Genomic DNA, 17,996 nt, shown 5'->3' with positions numbered 1-17,996 from the left:
CACAGCGTAGGCTCACGTCGTGCGCAAGGTATTGATCGCTAACCGTGCCGAGATCGCCGTCCGAGTCGTCCGGGCCTGCCAAGATGCCGGGCTGACCAGCATCGCCGTCTATGCCGACGGTGATCGCGACGCCCTCCACGTCCGGCTGGCCGACGAGGCCTACGCGCTGGGTGGCGAGACCGCCGCCGACTCCTACCTGCGCATCGACAAGCTGATCGACGTCGCGAAGAAGGCCGGCGCCGACGCGGTGCACCCGGGCTACGGCTTCCTGTCGGAAAACGCGGATTTCGCCCAGGCGGTCATCGACGCCGGGCTGACGTGGATCGGCCCGACCCCGCAGGCGATCCGCGACCTCGGCGACAAGGTCACCGCGCGGCACATCGCGCAGCGCGTCGGCGCCCCACTGGTGCCCGGCACGGCCGAACCGGCCCAGGACGCGGCCGAGATCGTCGCCTTCGCGGAGCAGCACGGCCTGCCGGTCGCGATCAAGGCGGCGTTCGGCGGGGGCGGCCGCGGGCTCAAGGTCGCGCGCACGCTCGAGGAGATCCCGGCGCTGTTCGAGAGCGCGACACGCGAGGCGGTGGCGGCCTTCGGGCGGGGCGAGTGCTTCGTCGAGCGCTACCTCGATCGTCCCCGGCACGTCGAGGCGCAGGTGCTCGCCGACACGCACGGCAACGTGGTCGTCGTCGGCACCCGCGACTGCTCGCTGCAGCGCCGTCATCAGAAGCTGGTCGAGGAGGCCCCGGCGCCCTTCCTCACCGAGGCGCAGCGCGAGTCGATCCACTCCAGCGCCAAGGCGATCTGCCGCGAGGCGGGCTACCACGGCGCCGGCACGGTCGAATACCTGGTCGGCCAGGACGGCACGATCTCGTTCCTCGAGGTCAACACCCGGTTGCAGGTCGAGCACCCGGTCAGCGAGGAGACCGCCGGGATGGACCTGGTGCGGGCCCAGTTCCAGATCGCGTCGGGCCACCCGCTCGACGTCACCGAGGACCCGGTTCCCCGCGGGCACGCGATCGAATTCCGCCTCAACGGCGAAGACCCGGGCCGCAATTTCCTTCCGGCCCCCGGTTCGGTGACGGCTCTGCACTGGCCTTCCGGCCCGGGCGTACGCGTCGACGCCGGCGTCGAGCAGGGCAGCGTGATCGGCGGAAACTTCGACTCCCTGCTCGCCAAGATCATCGTCACCGGTTCGACCCGTGCGGAGGCGCTCGAACGGTCCCGCCGGGTGCTCGACGAGACGGTGGTCGAGGGCATCGCGACCGTGTTGCCGTTCCACCGCGCGGTCGTTCTTGACGAGGCCTTCACCGGTGAACCGTTCACGGTCCATACGCGGTGGATCGAGACCGAGTGGGCGGGCGGCATCCCGCCGTTCGCGGCCGTGCCGGTCGACGCCGCGGAGTCGCCGCGGGAGACGGTCGTGGTCGAGGTCGGGGGCAAGCGGCTCGAGGTTTCGCTGCCGGCGTCGCTGCTGGCCGGGGGTCCGGCGCCGGCTGCGGCCCGGCCGGCGAGCCGGCGGACGGGCGTGGCCGCGCAGAAGGCGGCCGGGAACGCGGCGTCACTCACCGCCCCGATGCAGGGCACGATCGTCAAGGTCGCGGTCTCGGACGGCGACTCGGTCCAGGAGGGCGACGTGATCGTGGTGATCGAGGCGATGAAGATGGAGCAGCCGCTACAGGCCCACAAGTCGGGCGTCGTCTCGGGCCTCACGGTCGAGGTGGGGGCGACGGTGACGGCGGGCGCGGCCATCTGCTCGATCGACTAGCTCGAAATCCAGTAGCGCAGCTTCCCGCCACTCGGCGAGTCGGGAACGCCGCCGTTCCGCTCGATCGTGCGGCGGGACGCCTCGTTGTCCTCGTCACAGGTCAGCAGCACCGACTCCAGGCCGATCCGCCGCGCCCAGGCCAGCGACGCGGCCAGCATCGCCGTGGCATGCCCCTGCCGGCGGGCCGACGGGCGCACCTCATATCCGATGTGGCCGTTGCGTGACCCGGCCGGCTCGGGCGCCAGCCGATGCCGGATGCTCAGCCGTCCCAGGAACGCGGAGCCTTCGACCCACCACAGGTGGGTCGTCGGCACAAGGTTGGCCGGCCGCGGCGTCTCCTCGAGCTCCTGGGCCCGGAGATCGTCGAGAAATCGCTGGAACTCGGCCGGCTCGTGCCACGAGGATGCGTAGGTGGCCACCGCGCGAGCGATCGGGCCGGTCGGATCGAGCTGATCTTCGGCCCGGAGTTCGTCGACGGCAGCCAGGAACGAAGCCTGGACGGACAGGGCGGGAAGCGTCAATGCGGGCACGCGCCCACACACTACGCATAGGGGGGCCGTCGGTACGGGACCTACCGACGGCCCAGCCGCAACACCAGGAACGGGGGACCCGGCGTTTCCGGCACCACAAAGGTACGCCGACCGGGCACGCCCAGAAAACAGCACGCGTGCGTACCAGTCTGTCGTGATCGAGACCGTACCGTGTCGGTCGTCACCGCCGACCGCCCCTGATCAGGGAGCATGCTGAACACAGCACAATCTCAGGTGCCAACCCGGATACTGCCGGGAGCCGACGATTCCCCCCGAGGTGACCACCCGATGACCCAGTTGTTGACCGCCATGGCAACACCGTTGTGGGCGTACCTTGCCCTCTTCGGGTTCCTGACGGTCGACGCGATGGTCCCGGTGGTCCCGGTCCAGGCGATCATGATCACGACCGGGGCGCTGACCGTCTACGGCAACCTCAACCTGGCGCTGGTGATCGCGATCGGCGCGCTCGGCATGTTCGCCGGAGACTCGATCGCGTTCATGCTCGGCCGGTCGACCGGTGGCGTGGGCCGGCACTGGCTGGGCAACCTGCGGGCCCGGTTCGCCCCGAAGAACGAGGACGCCGAGACCAAGAGCGGCGCGCGGAGAGCGGCCGAGCGGTTCACCCGCGGTCTGCGGCGACCGGGCCCTCTCGTACTCCTGCTGTGCCGGTTCGTTCCGGGCGGCCGGATGGCCGCCGGTTTTCACGCCGGCCGCACCGGCTACCCGCTGAAGATGTTCGCCCTCTACGACGGCGCCGCCGCGATCTGCTGGGCCACCTACGGCGGCCTGGTCGGCCACGTCGGCGGCACCGCGATCACCCAGTCGGCCTGGCGGCTGTTCATCATCGCCGCCACGGCCGCGGTGGTCTTCGGCACGGCCGGCTGGATCCTCGCCCTCTTCGGCGGCCGCAAAGCGGCCGACCAGGCCGACCAGGCCGACCAGGCGGAGGAGGCGAGCGAAGAAACGACCGCGGCGGCGCTCGACGCGGAGCTGACCGGCGTACCGGTAATTACTGCCGTTCGTGTTGCATCAGCTGACGTGCCGCCTCAGCGATAGACCCCGACAGCGACGGATAGATCGTGATGGTGTGCGCGAGCTGATCAACCGTCAGGTTGTTCTCGATCGCCATCGTGATCGGCAGGATGAGCTCGCTCGCCTTGGGAGCCACCACCACACCGCCGACGATCTGACCGGTCGCCGGCCGGCAGAACAGCTTGACGAAGCCGTCCCGCAGGTCGGACATCTTGGCCCGGGCGTTGCCGGTCAGCGGCAGCATGACCTGCCGGGCCGGCATCCGGCCCGCATCGACGTCGTTCTGCGAGACGCCGACCGTGGCCAGTTCGGGGTCGGTGAAGACGTTCGCCGAGACGGTCCGCAGCCGTAGCGGCGCCACCGCCTCGCCCATCGCGTGCCAGACCGCGATGCGTCCCTGCATGGCGGCCACGCTGGCCAGCGGCAGCACGCCGGTGCAGTCGCCGGCCGCGTAGATGCCGGGCACGTTGGTGCGGGACACCCGGTCGACCGTGATGTAGCCGCCGTCGGCGACGTCCACTCCGTATTCGCGCAGGCCGAGGGACGCGGTGTTGGGCACTGCACCGACCGCCATCAGCGCGTGCGAGCCGGTCACCGTGCGCCCGTCGGCCAGCGTGACCAGCACCCCGTCGCCGGTGTTGACCACCGAGTCGGCGCGTGACTTGCTGAGGATCGTCATGCCCCGCTCGCGGAAGACCCGCTCGATCGCCATCGCGGCGTCGGCGTCCTCGTGCGGCATGACCCGCTCCCGGCTGGAGACCAACGTCACCTTCACACCCATCGCCAGGTAGGCGCTGGCGAACTCGGCACCTGTCACACCCGAGCCGATCACGATCAGGTGGGACGGCAACTCGGTGAGGTCGTAGACCTGCCGCCAGTCGAGGATCCGCTCGCCGTCCGGCTTCGCCGACGCGAGCACGCGGGGGGTTGCTCCGGTCGCGATGAGCACGGTCGCGGCATCCAGGGCGTACGCGTCGGAGCCCTCCGGCGTGATCAGCACCTGGTGGGTGTGCCCGAGGCTGTCCTCGCCGAGCCTCGCCCGGCCGCGGACGACGTCGACACCCACCTTGACCAGCTTGTCCTGGATGTCGCCGGACTGGGCCAGCGCCAGCTTCTTGACCCGTTGGTTGACCGCGACCGCGTCGACGGTCGCCTCGACGCCGCCGGAGCGGATGCCGAACCGGTCGTTGTGCCGATATCCGGTCATCACCTCCGAGCTGGCGATGAAAGTTTTGGACGGCACACAGTCGGTCAGCACGCACGCACCGCCCGGGCCGTCCGCCTCGACGAGGGTCACATCCGCGTCGAGTTGGGCGGCGACCAGGGCCGCCTCATACCCACCCGGTCCCCCACCAATGATCACGATCCGGCTCACGGTGCACTGTCCTCTCCGCGTCAACTGTGCCGACACGCACTCCTTGTATTCTCCACGACCGCCCTGTCCGGCTATCGTCATCGCCGTGCGTCATTACGCCGCGTATGGCTCAAACCTCGACCCGGCCCGCATGCGGGCCTACTGTCCGCACTCCCCGATGGTGGGGGTGGGCTGGATAGAAGGCTGGCGCCTGACTTTTGCCGGTGAGGGGGATATGGGCTGGGAGGGTGCCGTCACGACGATAGTCGAGTCGCCCGGCGACCGCGTCTTCGTGTCCCTCTACGACGTCCATCCCGGCGACGCCGCCCAGCTCGACGAGGTCGAGGGCGTGACCGCGGGGGCGTACCAGAAGCTCACGGTGCGTGTATCAACGCTCGAGGGTGACCTCAGCGCCTGGGTCTACGTCTTCGACGGCTACGAGGGCGGCATGCCGACCGCGTGGTACCTCTCCGAGATCGCGAACGCGGCGGAGAAGGCGGGCGCGCCCGACGACTACGTCGAGGAGCTCCGGGGGCGCCCGACGCGTACGTCAAACCCGGAGATCTAGCGACCTCTCGTAGATGTTGGCCTGGTAGAGCGGGGTCAGTCCGACCGCGAGGTAGAGCTGGACCGCGCGGGTCGGGTTGGCCATGTCGACGCCGAGGCCGGCTTTCTCGCGCCCGTTGCCGGCATAGACGGCGAACGCGTGCCGCAGCAGCGCCTCGCCGATGCCCCGGCGCCGATGTCCGCGGCCGACCGCGAGGCGCCGGACGAAACCCTCGTTGTCCTCGCCGTCGACCGACTGCAGGGCTCCGGCGATCTCGTCGTCGACCAGGGCGACCAGCCACTCGTTCCAGGTCTTGGTCGGCTCGGCTTCGACCTGCCGGCGCCACACGTCGTAGTCGACGGCCAGGTGGTCGGTGTCGCGGAACGCGTCCTCGATCACCTCGTGGAACCGGCGCATCTCGGCCTCGTCGTCGTGCCGCAGCTCGCGGATCGTGACGCCGACCGGCGGCGCGGGCGGGGTCGGCGAGACACCGTCGAGGGACCTGCGCATGCGCGAGTGCTGCCGGTTGAAGACGAAGCCGGCCTCGGTCAGCAGCTCGATGTAGTCCTTCTCGATCGGCACCGCCCCGGCCCGGATCCGGTAGATCTCGTGCCCCAGTTCGGCACCGCGCTCGGCCACCCGGGCCATGATCATCTCCAGCAGCGGACGCTGGGCGGGCAACCCGCGCGACGGCCAGACGTAGACCTCGATGAAGTCGCGGTCGCCGCCGTCGGTGTTGTGCGGATAGGTCCAGCCGACGAGCGTGCCGGTCTCGTCGAACACGACCCAGCTGTCGCGGCTCATGTCGGTGCCCGGGTCGGTGAGCGCCTCGCGCACCTCGTCGGGGGTGAAGTCGGCCTCACCGACCGCGGCCATGTCGCTGGCTTGCACCATCGCGAGGATGGCCGGCAGGTCGTCGAGCGTCGGCCGGCGTACGTTCCAGCCCTCGGGCAGTGCCGTCCCGGCGAAAGGCAGTGCGGTCATCGTCGGATCGGACCACACCGCCCGGGCGCCGGTCGAGCGGTTATCGGGTCAGCCGGTGGCTGATCGACTCGAGCAGCCCGACGAACTCCACCCGCTCGGACCGGTCGAGGGCCGCGTAGGCCTGCCCGGCCAGCGCGTCGGCGACCGATTCTGCCCACATGAGACGACGCACGATCGGCCCGGCCGGAGGGTAGGGCGGCTGCCACCCGAAGGCCACCGCGCCGGTCTCGCCCTCCGGCCCGGCGATGATCGCCTGCAGCGGGGTGAGCCCGCTCGCCCGCACCGCCACCACGTGCACGCCGAGCCGATGCTCCTGCAGCAGGTGCAGCATGATCGCGGCCAGCGCGCCCGGCGACGGGGCGGGCACCGGCATGGCCCGCCAGGCCGCGAAGAGCGGCAGGGCGGCCACGTCGACCGCGGTCACCACCCGGTCGCCCAGCTCGAGCAGGCGGGTCAGCCGAGGGAAACCGCCCAGCCGTTCGACGCCCCAGGCGCACATCTCGTGCAGGTGCCAGGCGGCGACCTCCATCGGCGCGGAGGTCTTGGCGGTCGACTCCCAGCCGTCCACGACGGCCTCGGGAGCGATGAAGCCGATGGCCGCGGCCACCGTCTCGGGGCGGACGTCGCCGAGCGCTCCGGCCCGTGCCGACACGTGGTAGGCCCAGCCGGAGAGGCCCAGCAGACGCGCCCGGCGGAGCGTCTGCGGTGACTCGGCGAAGGCACCGACGATCGTCGCGAGTCCCGGTTTGGCGTTGGCGGCAGCCTGTTCGGGGGTCACGCGCCGATTCTGCTCTCCTCGTGACCGATCTGGAAAATATTCTTCCCGTCCGATTCGAACGGTCTTTTCTCGATCAGGGGTGCCGGGCGGGGCGGTCGGCGAGGAGAGGGATCAATCGGAATCGTCGCCTTCCAGATCTTCGATCGCCGCCTGGACGTCACCCACGCGCCGCCTCGCGGCGGCGGCCTCCCGCTCCGCGGTCCGGCGGGCCAGCTTGCGCCGAGCAACGTCGGCCTGTGCTTCGGTACGCCGTCGCTCCAGTTCCGCCAGCTCGGCGTCGAGGTCCTCGACCAGGTGCTCGGCGTCCCGCTCGGCGGACTCCGCGCGCTCGACCTGCTTGTCGGCCCGCTGTTCGGCCGCCTCGGCCGCACCGAGTTCCCGCCGCAGTTCCCGTTTGCGCTGCTCGCGCTCCCGGCGACGGCGCTCGGCAACGGCGTTGGCCGCCTTCTCCCGAGCGGCATTCGGCAGCTCGATGACCTCGGCGTCCGCATCCCCCTCCCCGGTCTCGGCCTCGTCCGTGTCGTCCGAGTCGGTGACCAGTCGCAGACGCGGGCGGGGCACCTCACCGAAACCGGCGTAGGTGGCCGACCGGATCAGCCGCCCGGTACGCACCTGGGCCGCCACGTCCGGCTCGGCCAGCGCCGCGCTCAGCGTCGCCTCGACCTCCCCGAGCGGCAGCTTGATGCCGGGCTCCTCGGCCTGAGCCAGCTGACGGGCCGAGGAGACGAGCGCCGAGACCACCTGCCGGCGCTGGGCGGTCAGCTCGCGCAACTGGTCGCCCTTCAAGCCGCGCTGCGCCTCGCGGAGCGCACCGGAGAGCTCGACCAGCTCCTCGATCAGCTCCGGGCGGCGCAGCGCGAGCAGGTTGACCACCCAAGCGGCCACGGTCGGCTTCTTGAGGGCGGCCAGGCGCTTGGCGGTGTCCCGGTCGCCGGCTTTCCGGGCGTCGTTGACCGCGGCCGTCCGGGCCGCGACGAAGCCCTCCGGCGGCGACTCGTAGAGCCGCCGGATGAGGTCGTCGGTGGCGCTGCTCGGCATGGTCAGGCGAGAACCGTGCCGGGCGCGAGCCGCGCGTAATCGGTGCCGCCGAGGTTGCCCAGGAGGTTGTCGTACAGCCCGGCGCCGTTCTCCTTGAGCAGCGCGTCGTGCAGCGCGAAGGCCCGGCCCGGCTTGACCTGCCGGACGAAGTCGATCGTCTCGGAGACCTTGGCCCAGGGCGCGTGCAAGGGCGCGAACAGGGTCTCGACCGACGCCCCCTCGGGAACCTGGAACGAGTCGCCCGGGTGATAGAAATTCGTCGACCCGTCGTCGACCAGGTAAGCCACGTTGGTGATCCGGGGGATGTCCGGGTGGATCACCGCGTGCTGCCCGCCGTACGCCGTGATGTTGAGGCCGACCGCCGTGAACCTCTGGCCCGGCTCCACCGGCACGGTCTCGCCCGGGAAGTCGGCGAGCAGCGCGAGCACGTCGGGGTGGGCGTAGACGTGCAGCCCGGGCCGCTGCTGGGCGGCCTCGACGACGGCCGCGACCGCGATGTGGTCGGGGTGCTCGTGGGTCACCAGAACGGCGTCCACCCCGTCGAGCGCCGACCGCTCGCTGAACACGCCGGGGTCGACCACGAGCACCCCGTCGCCCTCGACCCGTAGGCAGGAATGGCTGTACTTCGTGATTCGCACGGGACTCCTCCGCTGCCGATTCGTAATGCGTCAGTTCGCAGTCTGCCGGAACCACCCCCGCATTGCCGCACGTCTGAGGTGGCACGCCGTCACGGGGATGGGGGAAACATGACTGCCAATTACCGAAGAACGATATTTCTGGCCGGTTCGTTGCTGCTCGCCGGGCTGGTGGTGACCGGCTGCAGCGCCGGCAACAACGCCAGTACCGACAAGGCGTCGGCCTCCGGCGGGGGCATGGCCGCGGCACCCGAGAAAGCACCCGACCAGGTCGACGGGGCGACCGCGAAAGACAGTCCCGACCTGAGCGTCGACCAGCGTTCGATCATCTATACCGGCGCGATGTCCGTACGTGTCCGGGACGTCACCGCCGCCGCCTCCCAGGTCACCGGCATCGCGCAGGTCGCCGGTGGTTTCATCGGCGCGGACAACCGCGATCGCAGCTCGGGCAACGACACCGCCACGATGCAGCTGCGGATTCCGGCCGACAAGTTCCGCACCGTGGTCGACCAGCTGTCCAAACTGGGCACCGAGGAGTCCCGGCAGATCAGCACCGAGGACGTCACCGAGCAGACGGTCGACCTCGACGCCCGCATCTCCGTCCAGCAGGCCCGGGTCGACAGCGGCCGCAAGCTGCTCGCCTCGGCCAAATCGCTCAGTGACCTGGTGATGCTGGAGAAGGAGGTGGCGACCCGGGAGTCCGACCTGGCGTCGCTGCAGGCCAAGAAGCGGCACCTGGCCGATCTGGTGGCGCTGTCCACGATCTCGGTCACGCTGCTCAACGAGCAGGCGCCGCCGCCGAAACCCCAAGCCGAGAAGCACGGGTTCGTCGGCGGTCTGGCGGCCGGATGGCACGCGCTGCTCGCCTCGCTCAGGGTGGTGCTGACCGTGCTCGGGGCGGTGCTGCCCTGGGCGCTGGTGATCGGCTTGCCGGCCGGGGCGATCTACTACCTGGTGCGTCGGATGCGGCGGGGGCGGGGCTCACCGCGTACGGAATCGGCCGGGGCCGAAACGGCCCCGGCCGACACCTGATCGCCGCTGGAAAATCAGAAGGCGCCGGTGGAGAGCGCCGCCAGCGCGGTGTGCAGCATGACCCGCACGCCGTAGCCGATTGCGCTCTCGTCGACGTCGAAGTCGCCCTGGTGCAGGTCGTGCTTCACGTCGGAGCCGGGTGCCGCGGTGCCGAGCCGGATCATGGAACCGGGCACGTGGTCGAGGTAGAACGCGAAGTCCTCGCCACCCATGCTGAGCTCGGCCTCGACGACTCGTTCGGGGCCCAGCGCCGCGCCGGCCGCACCGGCGATGATCGCGGTGGCCATCCGGTCGTTGATCACCGGCGGCACGCCGCGGTGGTAGCCGATCTCGACCTTGGCCCCGGTCGGCGCCACCACGTCCTCGATCAGCTTGGTGATCAGCTCGGGAACGGTCCGCCAGGCGTCCCGGTTGAGGATGCGCACGGTGCCGCGCAGCTCACCCTCGCCGGGGATCGCGTTGAACGCCTTGCCGGCGTGCACTGCGCCCCAGACCATCGATACCCCGGCCCGCGGGTCGATGCGGCGATCGAGCAGCGACGGCACGTCGACGATGATCCGGCCGAGCGCGTACACCAGATCGGCGGTCAGATGCGGCCGGGCGGTGTGCCCGCCGGGACCGGTCAGCTTGACGTCGATGGTGTCGGCGGCCGCGGTGAACGGGCCCGAGCGCACCCCGACCAGGCCGGCCGGCAGTTGCGGGTAGCAGTGCAGCGCGAAGATCGCGGCGACGTCCTTGAGCACCCCGTCCGCGATCACGCCGGGTGCACCCGACGGCACGGCCTCCTCCGCCGGCTGGAAGATCAGGCGGATCCGGCCGGGCAGTTCGCCCTGCTCGTGGAGCTGCGCCAGGGCCAGGCCGAGGCCGAGCATCACCGTGGTGTGCACGTCGTGACCGCAGGCGTGCGCCACACCGTCCACCGTGGAGCGGTAGGGCACGTCCTTGAGATCCTGCAGGGGCAGCGCGTCGAGATCGGCCCGGAACGCGATCACCCGGTCGCCGGTGCCGATGTCGCAGATCACGCCGTTGCCCTTGGGCAGAAGCTGGGGCGACAGACCGGCCATGGCGAGCTCGCGGGCGACAGTCGCGGCGGTCTCGAACTCGTGGTACGACGGCTCGGGGTGGGCGTGCATGTGCCGACGAATGGCTACCAGCTCCGCACCCCGCGCGGCGAGCCAGCGGTCGAGCTGGCCGGGAAGGGGTTCCGCTCCGGGCAGCAGCCCGGGCCAGGGTGTCGGAGCGCCCTTGAATTCGGCACCCTCGGGCGCCTCCAGAGCAGTAGTCACGTCGGCTTCCAAATCTGTTGGTGCTGGAACAGCACTCTTGAAGTTTTGTCGGGTTTCCGCAACGCGCGACAGCTTAGACCGTCTTTGGTGACGCTGTGCAACGCCATTCCCGTACGCATCGGGTCGCGCTGGGTCACGAAAGCCCTGCTGGGAAGAGGGGGAAGCGGTGCCGGGGGTGTCATTCCCACGCAGCATGGTGCCCCTCACCTCCTACAACGGGTAACGAATCCGAGAGGTGACGCGGTTCAACGTCTACCCCTTCGATCCGCGCCCGGTCGTTCTAGAAATGCTCCACCGGCTGGTAGGTGCCCCACACCTCACGCAACGTGTGACACACCTCGCCAACGGTCGCACGAAGACGCAATGCCTCTTTCATCAAAGGTAAAACGTTCTCAGTTCCCCCGGCGGCCTTCGCCAAATCCGCCAGTGCACGTTCCACCGCCGAGCCGTCTCGTTTCAACCGCAATTCCGTCAGTCGGGCGACTTGCGCCGACTCGATCGCCGGGTCGACCCGGAGCGGCTCGTAGCGCTCCTCGGAGTCGGCGGCGAAGCGGTTGACCCCCACCACGACCCGGTCACCGTTGTCGATCTCGTTGGCGATGCGGTACGCCGACGTCTCGATCTCCTGCTTCTGGAAGCCCTGCTCGATCGCGTCGACCGCACTGCCGTACGAGAAGACCCGCTCGATGAGCGCGACCGCCTCCGCCTCCACCTCGTCGGTCATCGTCTCGATCGCGTACGACCCGGCGAACGGGTCGACCGTGCCGGTCAGGCCGGTCTCGTAGGCGAGCACCTGCTGGGTGCGCAGAGCCAGCCGGGCCGACTTCTCGGTCGGCAGCGCGAGCGCCTCGTCGTAGGCGTTGGTGTGCAGCGACTGGGTGCCGCCGGCGACCGCGCCGAGCGCCTGGATCGCCACCCGCACCAGGTTGACCTCGGGCTGCTGGGCGGTCAGCTGGACGCCCGCGGTCTGCGTGTGGAACCGCAGCATCAGCGATTTGGGATCTCGCGCGCCGAACTCGTCGCGCATGATGCGGGCCCACATGCGCCGGGCGGCCCGGAACTTGGCGATCTCTTCGAGCAGCGTGGTGCGGGCGACGAAGAAGAACGAGAGCCGGGGCGCGAAGTCGTCCACCGCGAGGCCGGCGGCGAGGGCGGTCCGCACGTACTCCATGCCGTTGGCCAGCGTGAACGCGATCTCCTGCGCGGGCGTGGCTCCGGCCTCGGCCATGTGGTAGCCCGAGATCGAGATGGTGTTCCACTTCGGGATCTCGGTGCGGCAGTAGGCGAAGGTGTCGGCGACCAGCCGCAGCGAGGGCTTGGGCGGGAAGATGTAGGTGCCGCGGGCGATGTATTCCTTGAGGATGTCGTTCTGGATCGTGCCGGAAAGGGCCGCGCCGGGCACCCCGTGCTCCTCGGCCACCAGCTGATAGAGCAGGAGCAGCACCGAGCCGGGCGCGTTGATCGTCATCGACGTCGACACCTGATCGAGCGGGATGCCGTCGAACAGCCGCCGCATGTCGTCGAGCGAGTCGATCGCCACCCCGACCTTGCCGACCTCGCCGTGCGCGATCGGGTCGTCGGAGTCGTAGCCCATCTGGGTCGGCAGATCGAAGGCGACCGAGAGGCCCATCGTGCCCGCGGCCAGCAGCTGGTGGTAGCGCGCGTTGGACTCGGCTGCGGTGCCGAAACCGGCATATTGCCGCATCGTCCACGGGCGTTCGGTGTACATGGTGGGATAAACACCGCGGGTGTAGGGGAATTCGCCGGGCTCCCCGATCGGCGCGTCACCGACGTCGCCCGGGTGGTAGACCGGCTTGATCTCGAATCCCGATTCCGCGTTCACACGCGCGATCCTAACCTTCGTTCAGGCGGGGACGCGTGAGGGTTTTTGTACTCAGCGTCCGAAAAGGTCGACTCGGCGCGATCTCTCGGTAACTCACGGTCGAACCTTCGGGAACACACCCGCACCGGCTTTCAAATCGACCCCCGCTCCGGGCAAGATAGCGGGGTTGGTCCGACAGCCCCTACATCCCCTCGGTGGCATTCTCAGTGACTCAAATTCCGACGTGGAGCAGTGGTAATCCCGCTCCCACCAGCGGACGCGCGGCCCCGGGCACACTCATCGGCGGGCGATACACGTTGCGCGCCGCCGTGGGACACGGCGGCATGGGCACCGTGTGGCGCGCGGCCGACACCCTGCTCCGCCGTGACGTGGCGATCAAGGAAGTCGTCCTTCCGCCCGGTCTGGCCCCCAGCGACCGCGACGCGATGTACGAGCGGACCATGCGCGAGGCTCGGGCGGCCGCCGCGCTCCAGCACCCCGCCGTGGTGCAGGTCTACGACGTCGTTCATGAGAACGGCCGGCCGTGGATCGTCATGGAGCTGCTCGACGCCCGCAGCCTGGCCGACATGGTGATCGAGGACGGGCCGATCGCGCCCCGGGTCGTCGCCAAGATCGGCATCGCGCTGCTCGGCGCGCTCGAGGTCGCGCACGCGCACGGCGTGCTGCACCGCGATGTCAAGCCGGCCAACGTGCTGATCTGCAACGATGGGCGCTGCGTGCTGACCGACTTCGGCGTCGCCCGCATGCCCACCGACGTGCAGCTGACCACGCCCGGCATGGTGCTCGGCTCGCCGCACTTCATCTCCCCCGAGCGGGCCATGGGCAACGAGTTCGGCCCGCCCAGCGACCTGTTCTCGCTCGGCGTCACGCTCTTCACCGCGGTCGAGGGCCGGCCCCCGTTCGACAAGGGCGACCCGATCGAGACCATGCACGCCGTGGTGGAGGACCCGCCGGCGGCGGCCGTGCGGGCCGGCTCGCTCGCCCCGGTGCTGATGGGCCTGCTCGAGAAGAACCCGGCCCGCCGGATGGACGTGCAGACCGCGCGCACCCTGCTGCGCCAGCAGCTGGCCGGTCCGCTGGCCAGCCAGATGCCGGCACACATGCACACCGACCCCTACTCGGTCGTACCCTCCCAGCGGCCGGCGACCGCGCCCGCCGAGACGCAGGCGATCCCCCCGCAGCCGGCCCAGCCGCAGCAGAACGGCCAGATCGGTGGCCGGGCCATGCTCGCGCCGGGCGACTCGCTCACCGACCACCTGGCCAAACTGCAGGAGACCAACACCCCGAAGAGCGGTCGCCGCCGTGCGGCCGAGCCGGCCCCGGCGGGCACCCCGACCGGCATGATGCCGGCCGCGAACACCCCGACCGGGCTGATGCCGGGCATGCCCCAGGCCGACCCGACCAGCGTTCTGCCGCCGCGCGGCGCCTGGCAGGGCGCCCCGATGGGCGGCACCGTCGTCGCGAGCCCCTCGGCCAAGCGCAAGGCGATGATCGACAAGACGGTCACCGGGGTTCGGGAGGGCACCGGCAAGCTGGTCACCACCGTCAAGGGGTGGCCGCGCAAGCAGCAGCTGATCGCGGGGGGCGGCGCGCTCGCCGTCCTGATCCTGCTGGTCGTGGTCGTCTCGTCCACCGGCGGCAACGACCAGACCAGCCCGCCGGTCGCCGGGCCGTCGTCGGCCGCGCCGGTCAACGCCTCGTTCGACACCCAGATCTACAACGCCAAGGGCGTCTCGGTAAAGGTGCCCAAGTCGTGGAAGAAGACGACCGGCGAGTCGTACGTCGACTACGTCGATCCCGACGACAGCAAGCACAAGGCACGCATCCTGGTCGAGAACGGCAACGGATCACCGGAGAGCTTCCTCAAGGTGGCCGCGACCCGGCTCAAGAGCAACAAGGCCAGCTGCCCTTCTCCGTACAAGCAGATCGGCATCTCCTCGCGGCAGATCGCCGGTCACGACGGGGCCGTCCTCGAATACCAGTGCGGCAACGGTGACTCCGAGCGGCACGCCCTCTGGGGCGCCGTGGTTACCGGGCGGCACGCATACTCATTCTTCGTCACCTCGACCGAGGATCAGTTCGCGGCCAGCAAGCCGATATTCGAAGAGATGCTGTCGAGTTACAAGCTCTCCGACTCCTGACGCTCAGTAATGTAATTGACACCCATAGATTCCTCCCCTTAGGTTCCCTTCTAGGAATTTTCCTAACGGGGAGGCATTTATGCGTTTCAAGGCACTTTTGTCAGCGGCCGCCGGGGCTCTGATTCTCTCGTCACTCGCCTTCGGTTCGCCTGCGCAGGCCGCACCGAAGACCTCGGTCCAGGCCGAGATCGACTCGCTGGTCAAGGGCGGTGCGGAGCAGATCGGGCCGGCCATGGTGCAGTGGCGGAACGGCGCCGTCGTCTACGACCTCGATCAGAAGCTCGACGCCCGGGCCAACGCCTCCTTCAACGCGAAGCTGGCGCCGGCCGCGACCGTGCACAACTGCCCGTCGGGCTACTTCTGCTTCTACGACGCGCAGAACTACGGCGGCCGCCGGGTGCAATACCGGGACTGCTACGAGCAGGCCCTGCCGGAAAACTTCACGAACAATGTGACGTCCTGGGTGCACAACAAGTCGAGCGGCGTCGTCCAGCCGTACTGGGTCGGCGGCGACATCCTGTGGACCGAATACCCGAACTCCTCGTCCAGCAACGTGGGCACGGCGGACAACGACCTGATGTACGGGTTCCTCTGCCACACCTGAGCAGCAGCGGATGGCCCGGCTTCCCAGCCGGGCCGTCCGGGCTCGTGATATCAATCCTGGGTGACGACGCCTACCGATGAGCTGCGGGGCCAGGCCGAGGCCTGGCTTGCCGACGATCCCGATCCGGCGAGCCGGGCCGAGCTGACCGACCTGATCGCCGGTCTGCCCGGCACGGCCGACGAGTTGCGCGACCGGTTCTCCGGACCGCTCACCTTCGGCACCGCCGGACTGCGCGGCCGGCTCCGCGCCGGGCCCAACGGCATGAACCTCGCGGTGGTCACCCGGGCCGCGACCGGCCTGGTCAACTGGCTGGCCGCCCAGGGCGGAAAGGGCCCGCTGGTGATCGGCTACGACGCCCGGCACGGCTCACGCGAGTTCGCCGAGCAGACCGCCCGGATCGCCACCGGCGCCGGACGCGCGGCGATGGTCATGCCGGGCGTGTTTCCCACGCCCGTCCTGGCGTACGCGGTGCGGGCGCTCGACGCCGTCGCCGGAGTCATGGTGACCGCCAGCCACAATCCGCCGCAGGACAACGGTTACAAGGTCTATCTCGGCCGCGAGCTGGGTGGCCCCGGTGGCGACGGCGCCCAGATCGTGCCGCCGGCCGACGCCGGCATCGAGGCGGCCATCCGCGCGGTCGGCGACCTGACCGCGGTCCCCCTGGGCGAGCCGGGCACGCCGATCGACGAGAGGACCGTTCAGGGGTACGTGCGGCGCGCGGCCGCCGTCCTCGACCCGTCCGGTCCGCGCGACCTGACCGTGGCCTACACCCCGATGCACGGCGTGGGCGGCAGCACGTTCGCCTCCGCCTTCGCCGCGGCCGGGTTCCCGCTGCCGGCCGTGGTCGCCGAGCAGGCCGAGCCGGACCCCGAATTCCCGACCGTCAAGTTCCCCAACCCGGAGGAGCCGGGCGCGATGGACCTGCTGCTGGCGCTGGCCGCCGAGCGGGGAGCCGACCTGGCGATCGCCAACGACCCCGACGCCGACCGGTGCGCGGTGGCCATTGAAGGCGACGAGCCCGGCAGCTGGCGGCCGCTGACCGGCAACGAGCTGGGCGTGCTGCTCGCCGACCACCTCATCCGGCGGTCGACCCCGGGGACATATGCCACCACGATCGTCTCGTCGACCCTGCTCAAGGCGCTGTGCGAGGCCCGCGACGTGCCCTACGCCGAGACGCTCACCGGCTTCAAGTGGATCGTCCGCGGCGCGGTCGACCTGGCGTACGGCTACGAGGAGGCGCTCGGCTACTGCGTCGCGCCCGGCCTGGTCCGCGACAAGGACGGCATCACCGCCGCGCTGCTGGTCGCCGAGCTGGCAGCCGGGCTCAAGGCGGCGGGCAGCTCCCTCGCCGGGCGGCTCGACGAGCTGGCGCTCGAGTTCGGCGTGCACCACACCGACCAGCTGTCGGTGCGGGTCGACGATCTGAGCGAGATCACCCGCGCGATGGCCCGGATCCGGTCGAACCCGCCGGCCGCCCTGCTCGGCGACGAGGTCACGGTCACCGATCGGGCGGAGGCCGACGTGCTGACGCTGCGCACCGGCCGGGCACGCGTCGTCATCCGGCCGTCGGGCACCGAACCCAAGCTCAAGGCGTACCTCGAAGTGGTCGAGCCGGTGACCGACGGCGATGTGGCCGCCGCACGCAGCCGGGCCGCCGAAGCGACCGCGAAGGTCTTGCGGCCGGAGGTCGCCTCGGCTCTCGGTTTGTAGTTCCCGCTCCGCGGGCGAGCGTCAGGCGGGCTTGGGAGCGCCCAGGGCGGCCGAGATCGCCCGGCCGAGGGTGGCCACCACCAGGGCGACGCTCGGGCGGACGATCGAGTCTTCCAGGCTCGCGCCGCCCGAGAAGCCGGCACCCGAGGCGATCTCCTCGAGGCGCTGGTGCGCCCGGGCGCTCTCGTCCGGCGGCAGGCGCAGCGCCGGCTCCATGCGGGTCGCGGTGAGCAGCGTGGCCAGCGCGGCCGTCCGCTCGTCGGGGATCTCGTCGCTGGTCAGCGCCTTGGTGAGCCGGACGCGGATCTCAGCCTCGTAATGCGGGTCGGTGGTCGGGTAGCGGTGCACGTGGATGAACTCCATCTGGGTCTCGTCCACGTCGCGGACCACGCCCCGCGCGATCAGGTCCTCCAGGACCCGGGTGCGCAGACGGTGGCGCAGCCGCTGCACCCACTGGGCCGGCGTGTGCGGCTCGTCCTCGGCGGCCCGGGCCAGCACCGCGTCGGCGATCTGGTCGCCGGTCGGGGTGGGGTCGTTGACCGTGAGAAAACCGTCCACGTACGCGATTCGGCCCGCCAGCGCGAGGTCGACCAGCACCGCCGCGGCCATGCCGAGGTCAAGTCCGATGCGGGAGCCGGTCGCCTTGCCGGTCTGGTCGTCATAGGCGAGGAGGAGCAACTCCTCGGCCAGCGGTATGGAGGTCATGGCACGAACGAT

The 17,996-nt window shown here is 70.4% G+C and carries 16 protein-coding genes; 7 read left to right on the top strand and 9 right to left on the bottom strand.

Annotated features, from left to right (window positions below; translation table 11 throughout):
* Positions 1 to 19 precede the first annotated feature (19 nt).
* On the top strand, positions 20 to 1,765 hold the full coding sequence (locus ACIA5C_RS27660; RefSeq protein ID WP_396059548.1) for an acetyl/propionyl/methylcrotonyl-CoA carboxylase subunit alpha: 1,746 nt from the start codon (positions 20 to 22) through the stop codon (positions 1,763 to 1,765).
* On the opposite strand, the gene ACIA5C_RS27655 is transcribed toward ACIA5C_RS27660, so the two are convergent.
* A complete protein-coding gene (locus tag ACIA5C_RS27655) occupies positions 1,762 to 2,295 on the bottom strand; it encodes a GNAT family N-acetyltransferase (RefSeq protein WP_396059546.1) in 534 nt (177 codons plus the stop codon). The genes ACIA5C_RS27660 and ACIA5C_RS27655 overlap by 4 nt on opposite strands.
* Before the next feature lie 288 nt (positions 2,296 to 2,583).
* Between ACIA5C_RS27655 and ACIA5C_RS27650 the strand changes: the two genes are divergently transcribed.
* Entirely contained in the window at positions 2,584 to 3,351 is a 768-nt protein-coding gene (locus ACIA5C_RS27650; RefSeq protein WP_396059544.1) for a DedA family protein, read from the top strand.
* Here the strand turns inward: ACIA5C_RS27650 and ACIA5C_RS27645 are convergent.
* Positions 3,305 to 4,702, bottom strand: coding sequence for an NAD(P)H-quinone dehydrogenase (locus tag ACIA5C_RS27645; RefSeq protein ID WP_396059542.1), 1,398 nt, complete (start codon positions 4,700 to 4,702; stop codon positions 3,305 to 3,307). The two genes, ACIA5C_RS27650 and ACIA5C_RS27645, sit on opposite strands and share 47 nt — an antisense overlap.
* Before the next feature lie 85 nt (positions 4,703 to 4,787).
* On the opposite strand from ACIA5C_RS27645, the gene ACIA5C_RS27640 reads away from it, so the two are divergent.
* Positions 4,788 to 5,249 carry a gamma-glutamylcyclotransferase gene (locus ACIA5C_RS27640; protein ID WP_396059540.1) on the top strand — a complete coding sequence of 154 codons (462 nt, stop codon included), beginning with the start codon at positions 4,788 to 4,790 and terminating at the stop codon, positions 5,247 to 5,249.
* Here the strand turns inward: ACIA5C_RS27640 and ACIA5C_RS27635 are convergent.
* From ACIA5C_RS27635 to ACIA5C_RS27620, 4 genes are all read right to left on the bottom strand, one after another.
* Positions 5,232 to 6,212 carry a GNAT family N-acetyltransferase gene (locus tag ACIA5C_RS27635; protein ID WP_396059538.1) on the bottom strand — a complete coding sequence of 327 codons (981 nt, stop codon included), beginning with the start codon at positions 6,210 to 6,212 and terminating at the stop codon, positions 5,232 to 5,234. The genes ACIA5C_RS27640 and ACIA5C_RS27635 overlap by 18 nt on opposite strands.
* A 40-nt stretch (positions 6,213 to 6,252) precedes the next feature.
* The gene (locus ACIA5C_RS27630; protein WP_396059536.1) at positions 6,253 to 6,990 is read right to left on the bottom strand and encodes a hypothetical protein; all 738 of its coding nucleotides are present in this window, start codon (positions 6,988 to 6,990) and stop codon (positions 6,253 to 6,255) included.
* A gap of 111 nt (positions 6,991 to 7,101) precedes the next feature.
* Positions 7,102 to 8,028 carry a hypothetical protein gene (locus tag ACIA5C_RS27625; RefSeq protein WP_396059534.1) on the bottom strand — a complete coding sequence of 309 codons (927 nt, stop codon included), beginning with the start codon at positions 8,026 to 8,028 and terminating at the stop codon, positions 7,102 to 7,104.
* Between the two features lie 2 nt (positions 8,029 to 8,030).
* Complete coding sequence (locus tag ACIA5C_RS27620; RefSeq protein ID WP_396059532.1) at positions 8,031 to 8,666, bottom strand: MBL fold metallo-hydrolase; 636 nt, start codon at positions 8,664 to 8,666, stop codon at positions 8,031 to 8,033.
* Between the two features lie 108 nt (positions 8,667 to 8,774).
* On the opposite strand from ACIA5C_RS27620, the gene ACIA5C_RS27615 reads away from it, so the two are divergent.
* Positions 8,775 to 9,695: a DUF4349 domain-containing protein gene (locus ACIA5C_RS27615; RefSeq protein WP_396059530.1), complete on the top strand. Its 921-nt coding sequence runs from the start codon at positions 8,775 to 8,777 to the stop codon at positions 9,693 to 9,695.
* 14 nt (positions 9,696 to 9,709) lie between these two features.
* Here ACIA5C_RS27615 and ACIA5C_RS27610 read toward each other — a convergent pair whose 3' ends face one another.
* Both ACIA5C_RS27610 and ACIA5C_RS27605 read right to left on the bottom strand, forming a co-directional pair.
* Entirely contained in the window at positions 9,710 to 10,981 is a 1,272-nt protein-coding gene (locus ACIA5C_RS27610) for an amidohydrolase (protein WP_396059528.1), read from the bottom strand.
* A 280-nt stretch (positions 10,982 to 11,261) separates the two neighbouring features.
* Positions 11,262 to 12,824, bottom strand: coding sequence for a methylmalonyl-CoA mutase (locus ACIA5C_RS27605; RefSeq protein WP_396059526.1), 1,563 nt, complete (start codon positions 12,822 to 12,824; stop codon positions 11,262 to 11,264).
* Positions 12,825 to 13,030: 206 nt separating this feature from the next.
* Between ACIA5C_RS27605 and ACIA5C_RS27600 the strand changes: the two genes are divergently transcribed.
* The 3 genes from ACIA5C_RS27600 (at position 13,031) to ACIA5C_RS27590 (ending at position 17,279) form a co-directional block, all read left to right on the top strand.
* Positions 13,031 to 14,965, top strand: a complete 1,935-nt coding sequence (locus tag ACIA5C_RS27600) for a serine/threonine-protein kinase (protein WP_396059524.1) — start codon at positions 13,031 to 13,033, stop codon at positions 14,963 to 14,965.
* A gap of 79 nt (positions 14,966 to 15,044) precedes the next feature.
* A complete protein-coding gene (locus ACIA5C_RS27595; RefSeq protein ID WP_396059522.1) occupies positions 15,045 to 15,569 on the top strand; it encodes a peptidase inhibitor family I36 protein in 525 nt (174 codons plus the stop codon).
* A gap of 60 nt (positions 15,570 to 15,629) precedes the next feature.
* Positions 15,630 to 17,279 (top strand): phospho-sugar mutase, encoded by a 1,650-nt coding sequence (locus ACIA5C_RS27590; protein WP_396059520.1) that lies wholly within the window; start codon positions 15,630 to 15,632, stop codon positions 17,277 to 17,279.
* A 21-nt stretch (positions 17,280 to 17,300) separates the two neighbouring features.
* On the opposite strand, the gene ACIA5C_RS27585 is transcribed toward ACIA5C_RS27590, so the two are convergent.
* Complete coding sequence (locus tag ACIA5C_RS27585; protein WP_396059518.1) at positions 17,301 to 17,984, bottom strand: GPP34 family phosphoprotein; 684 nt, start codon at positions 17,982 to 17,984, stop codon at positions 17,301 to 17,303.
* Between the last annotated feature and the right edge of the window lie 12 nt (positions 17,985 to 17,996).

This window comes from Actinoplanes sp. NPDC051343, assembly GCF_044455125.1.
In the GTDB taxonomy this organism is placed as follows: Bacteria; Actinomycetota; Actinomycetes; order Mycobacteriales; family Micromonosporaceae; genus Actinoplanes.
Note: the sequence above shows the minus strand (reverse complement) of the source record. Positions and strands in the feature narration are given on the sequence as shown.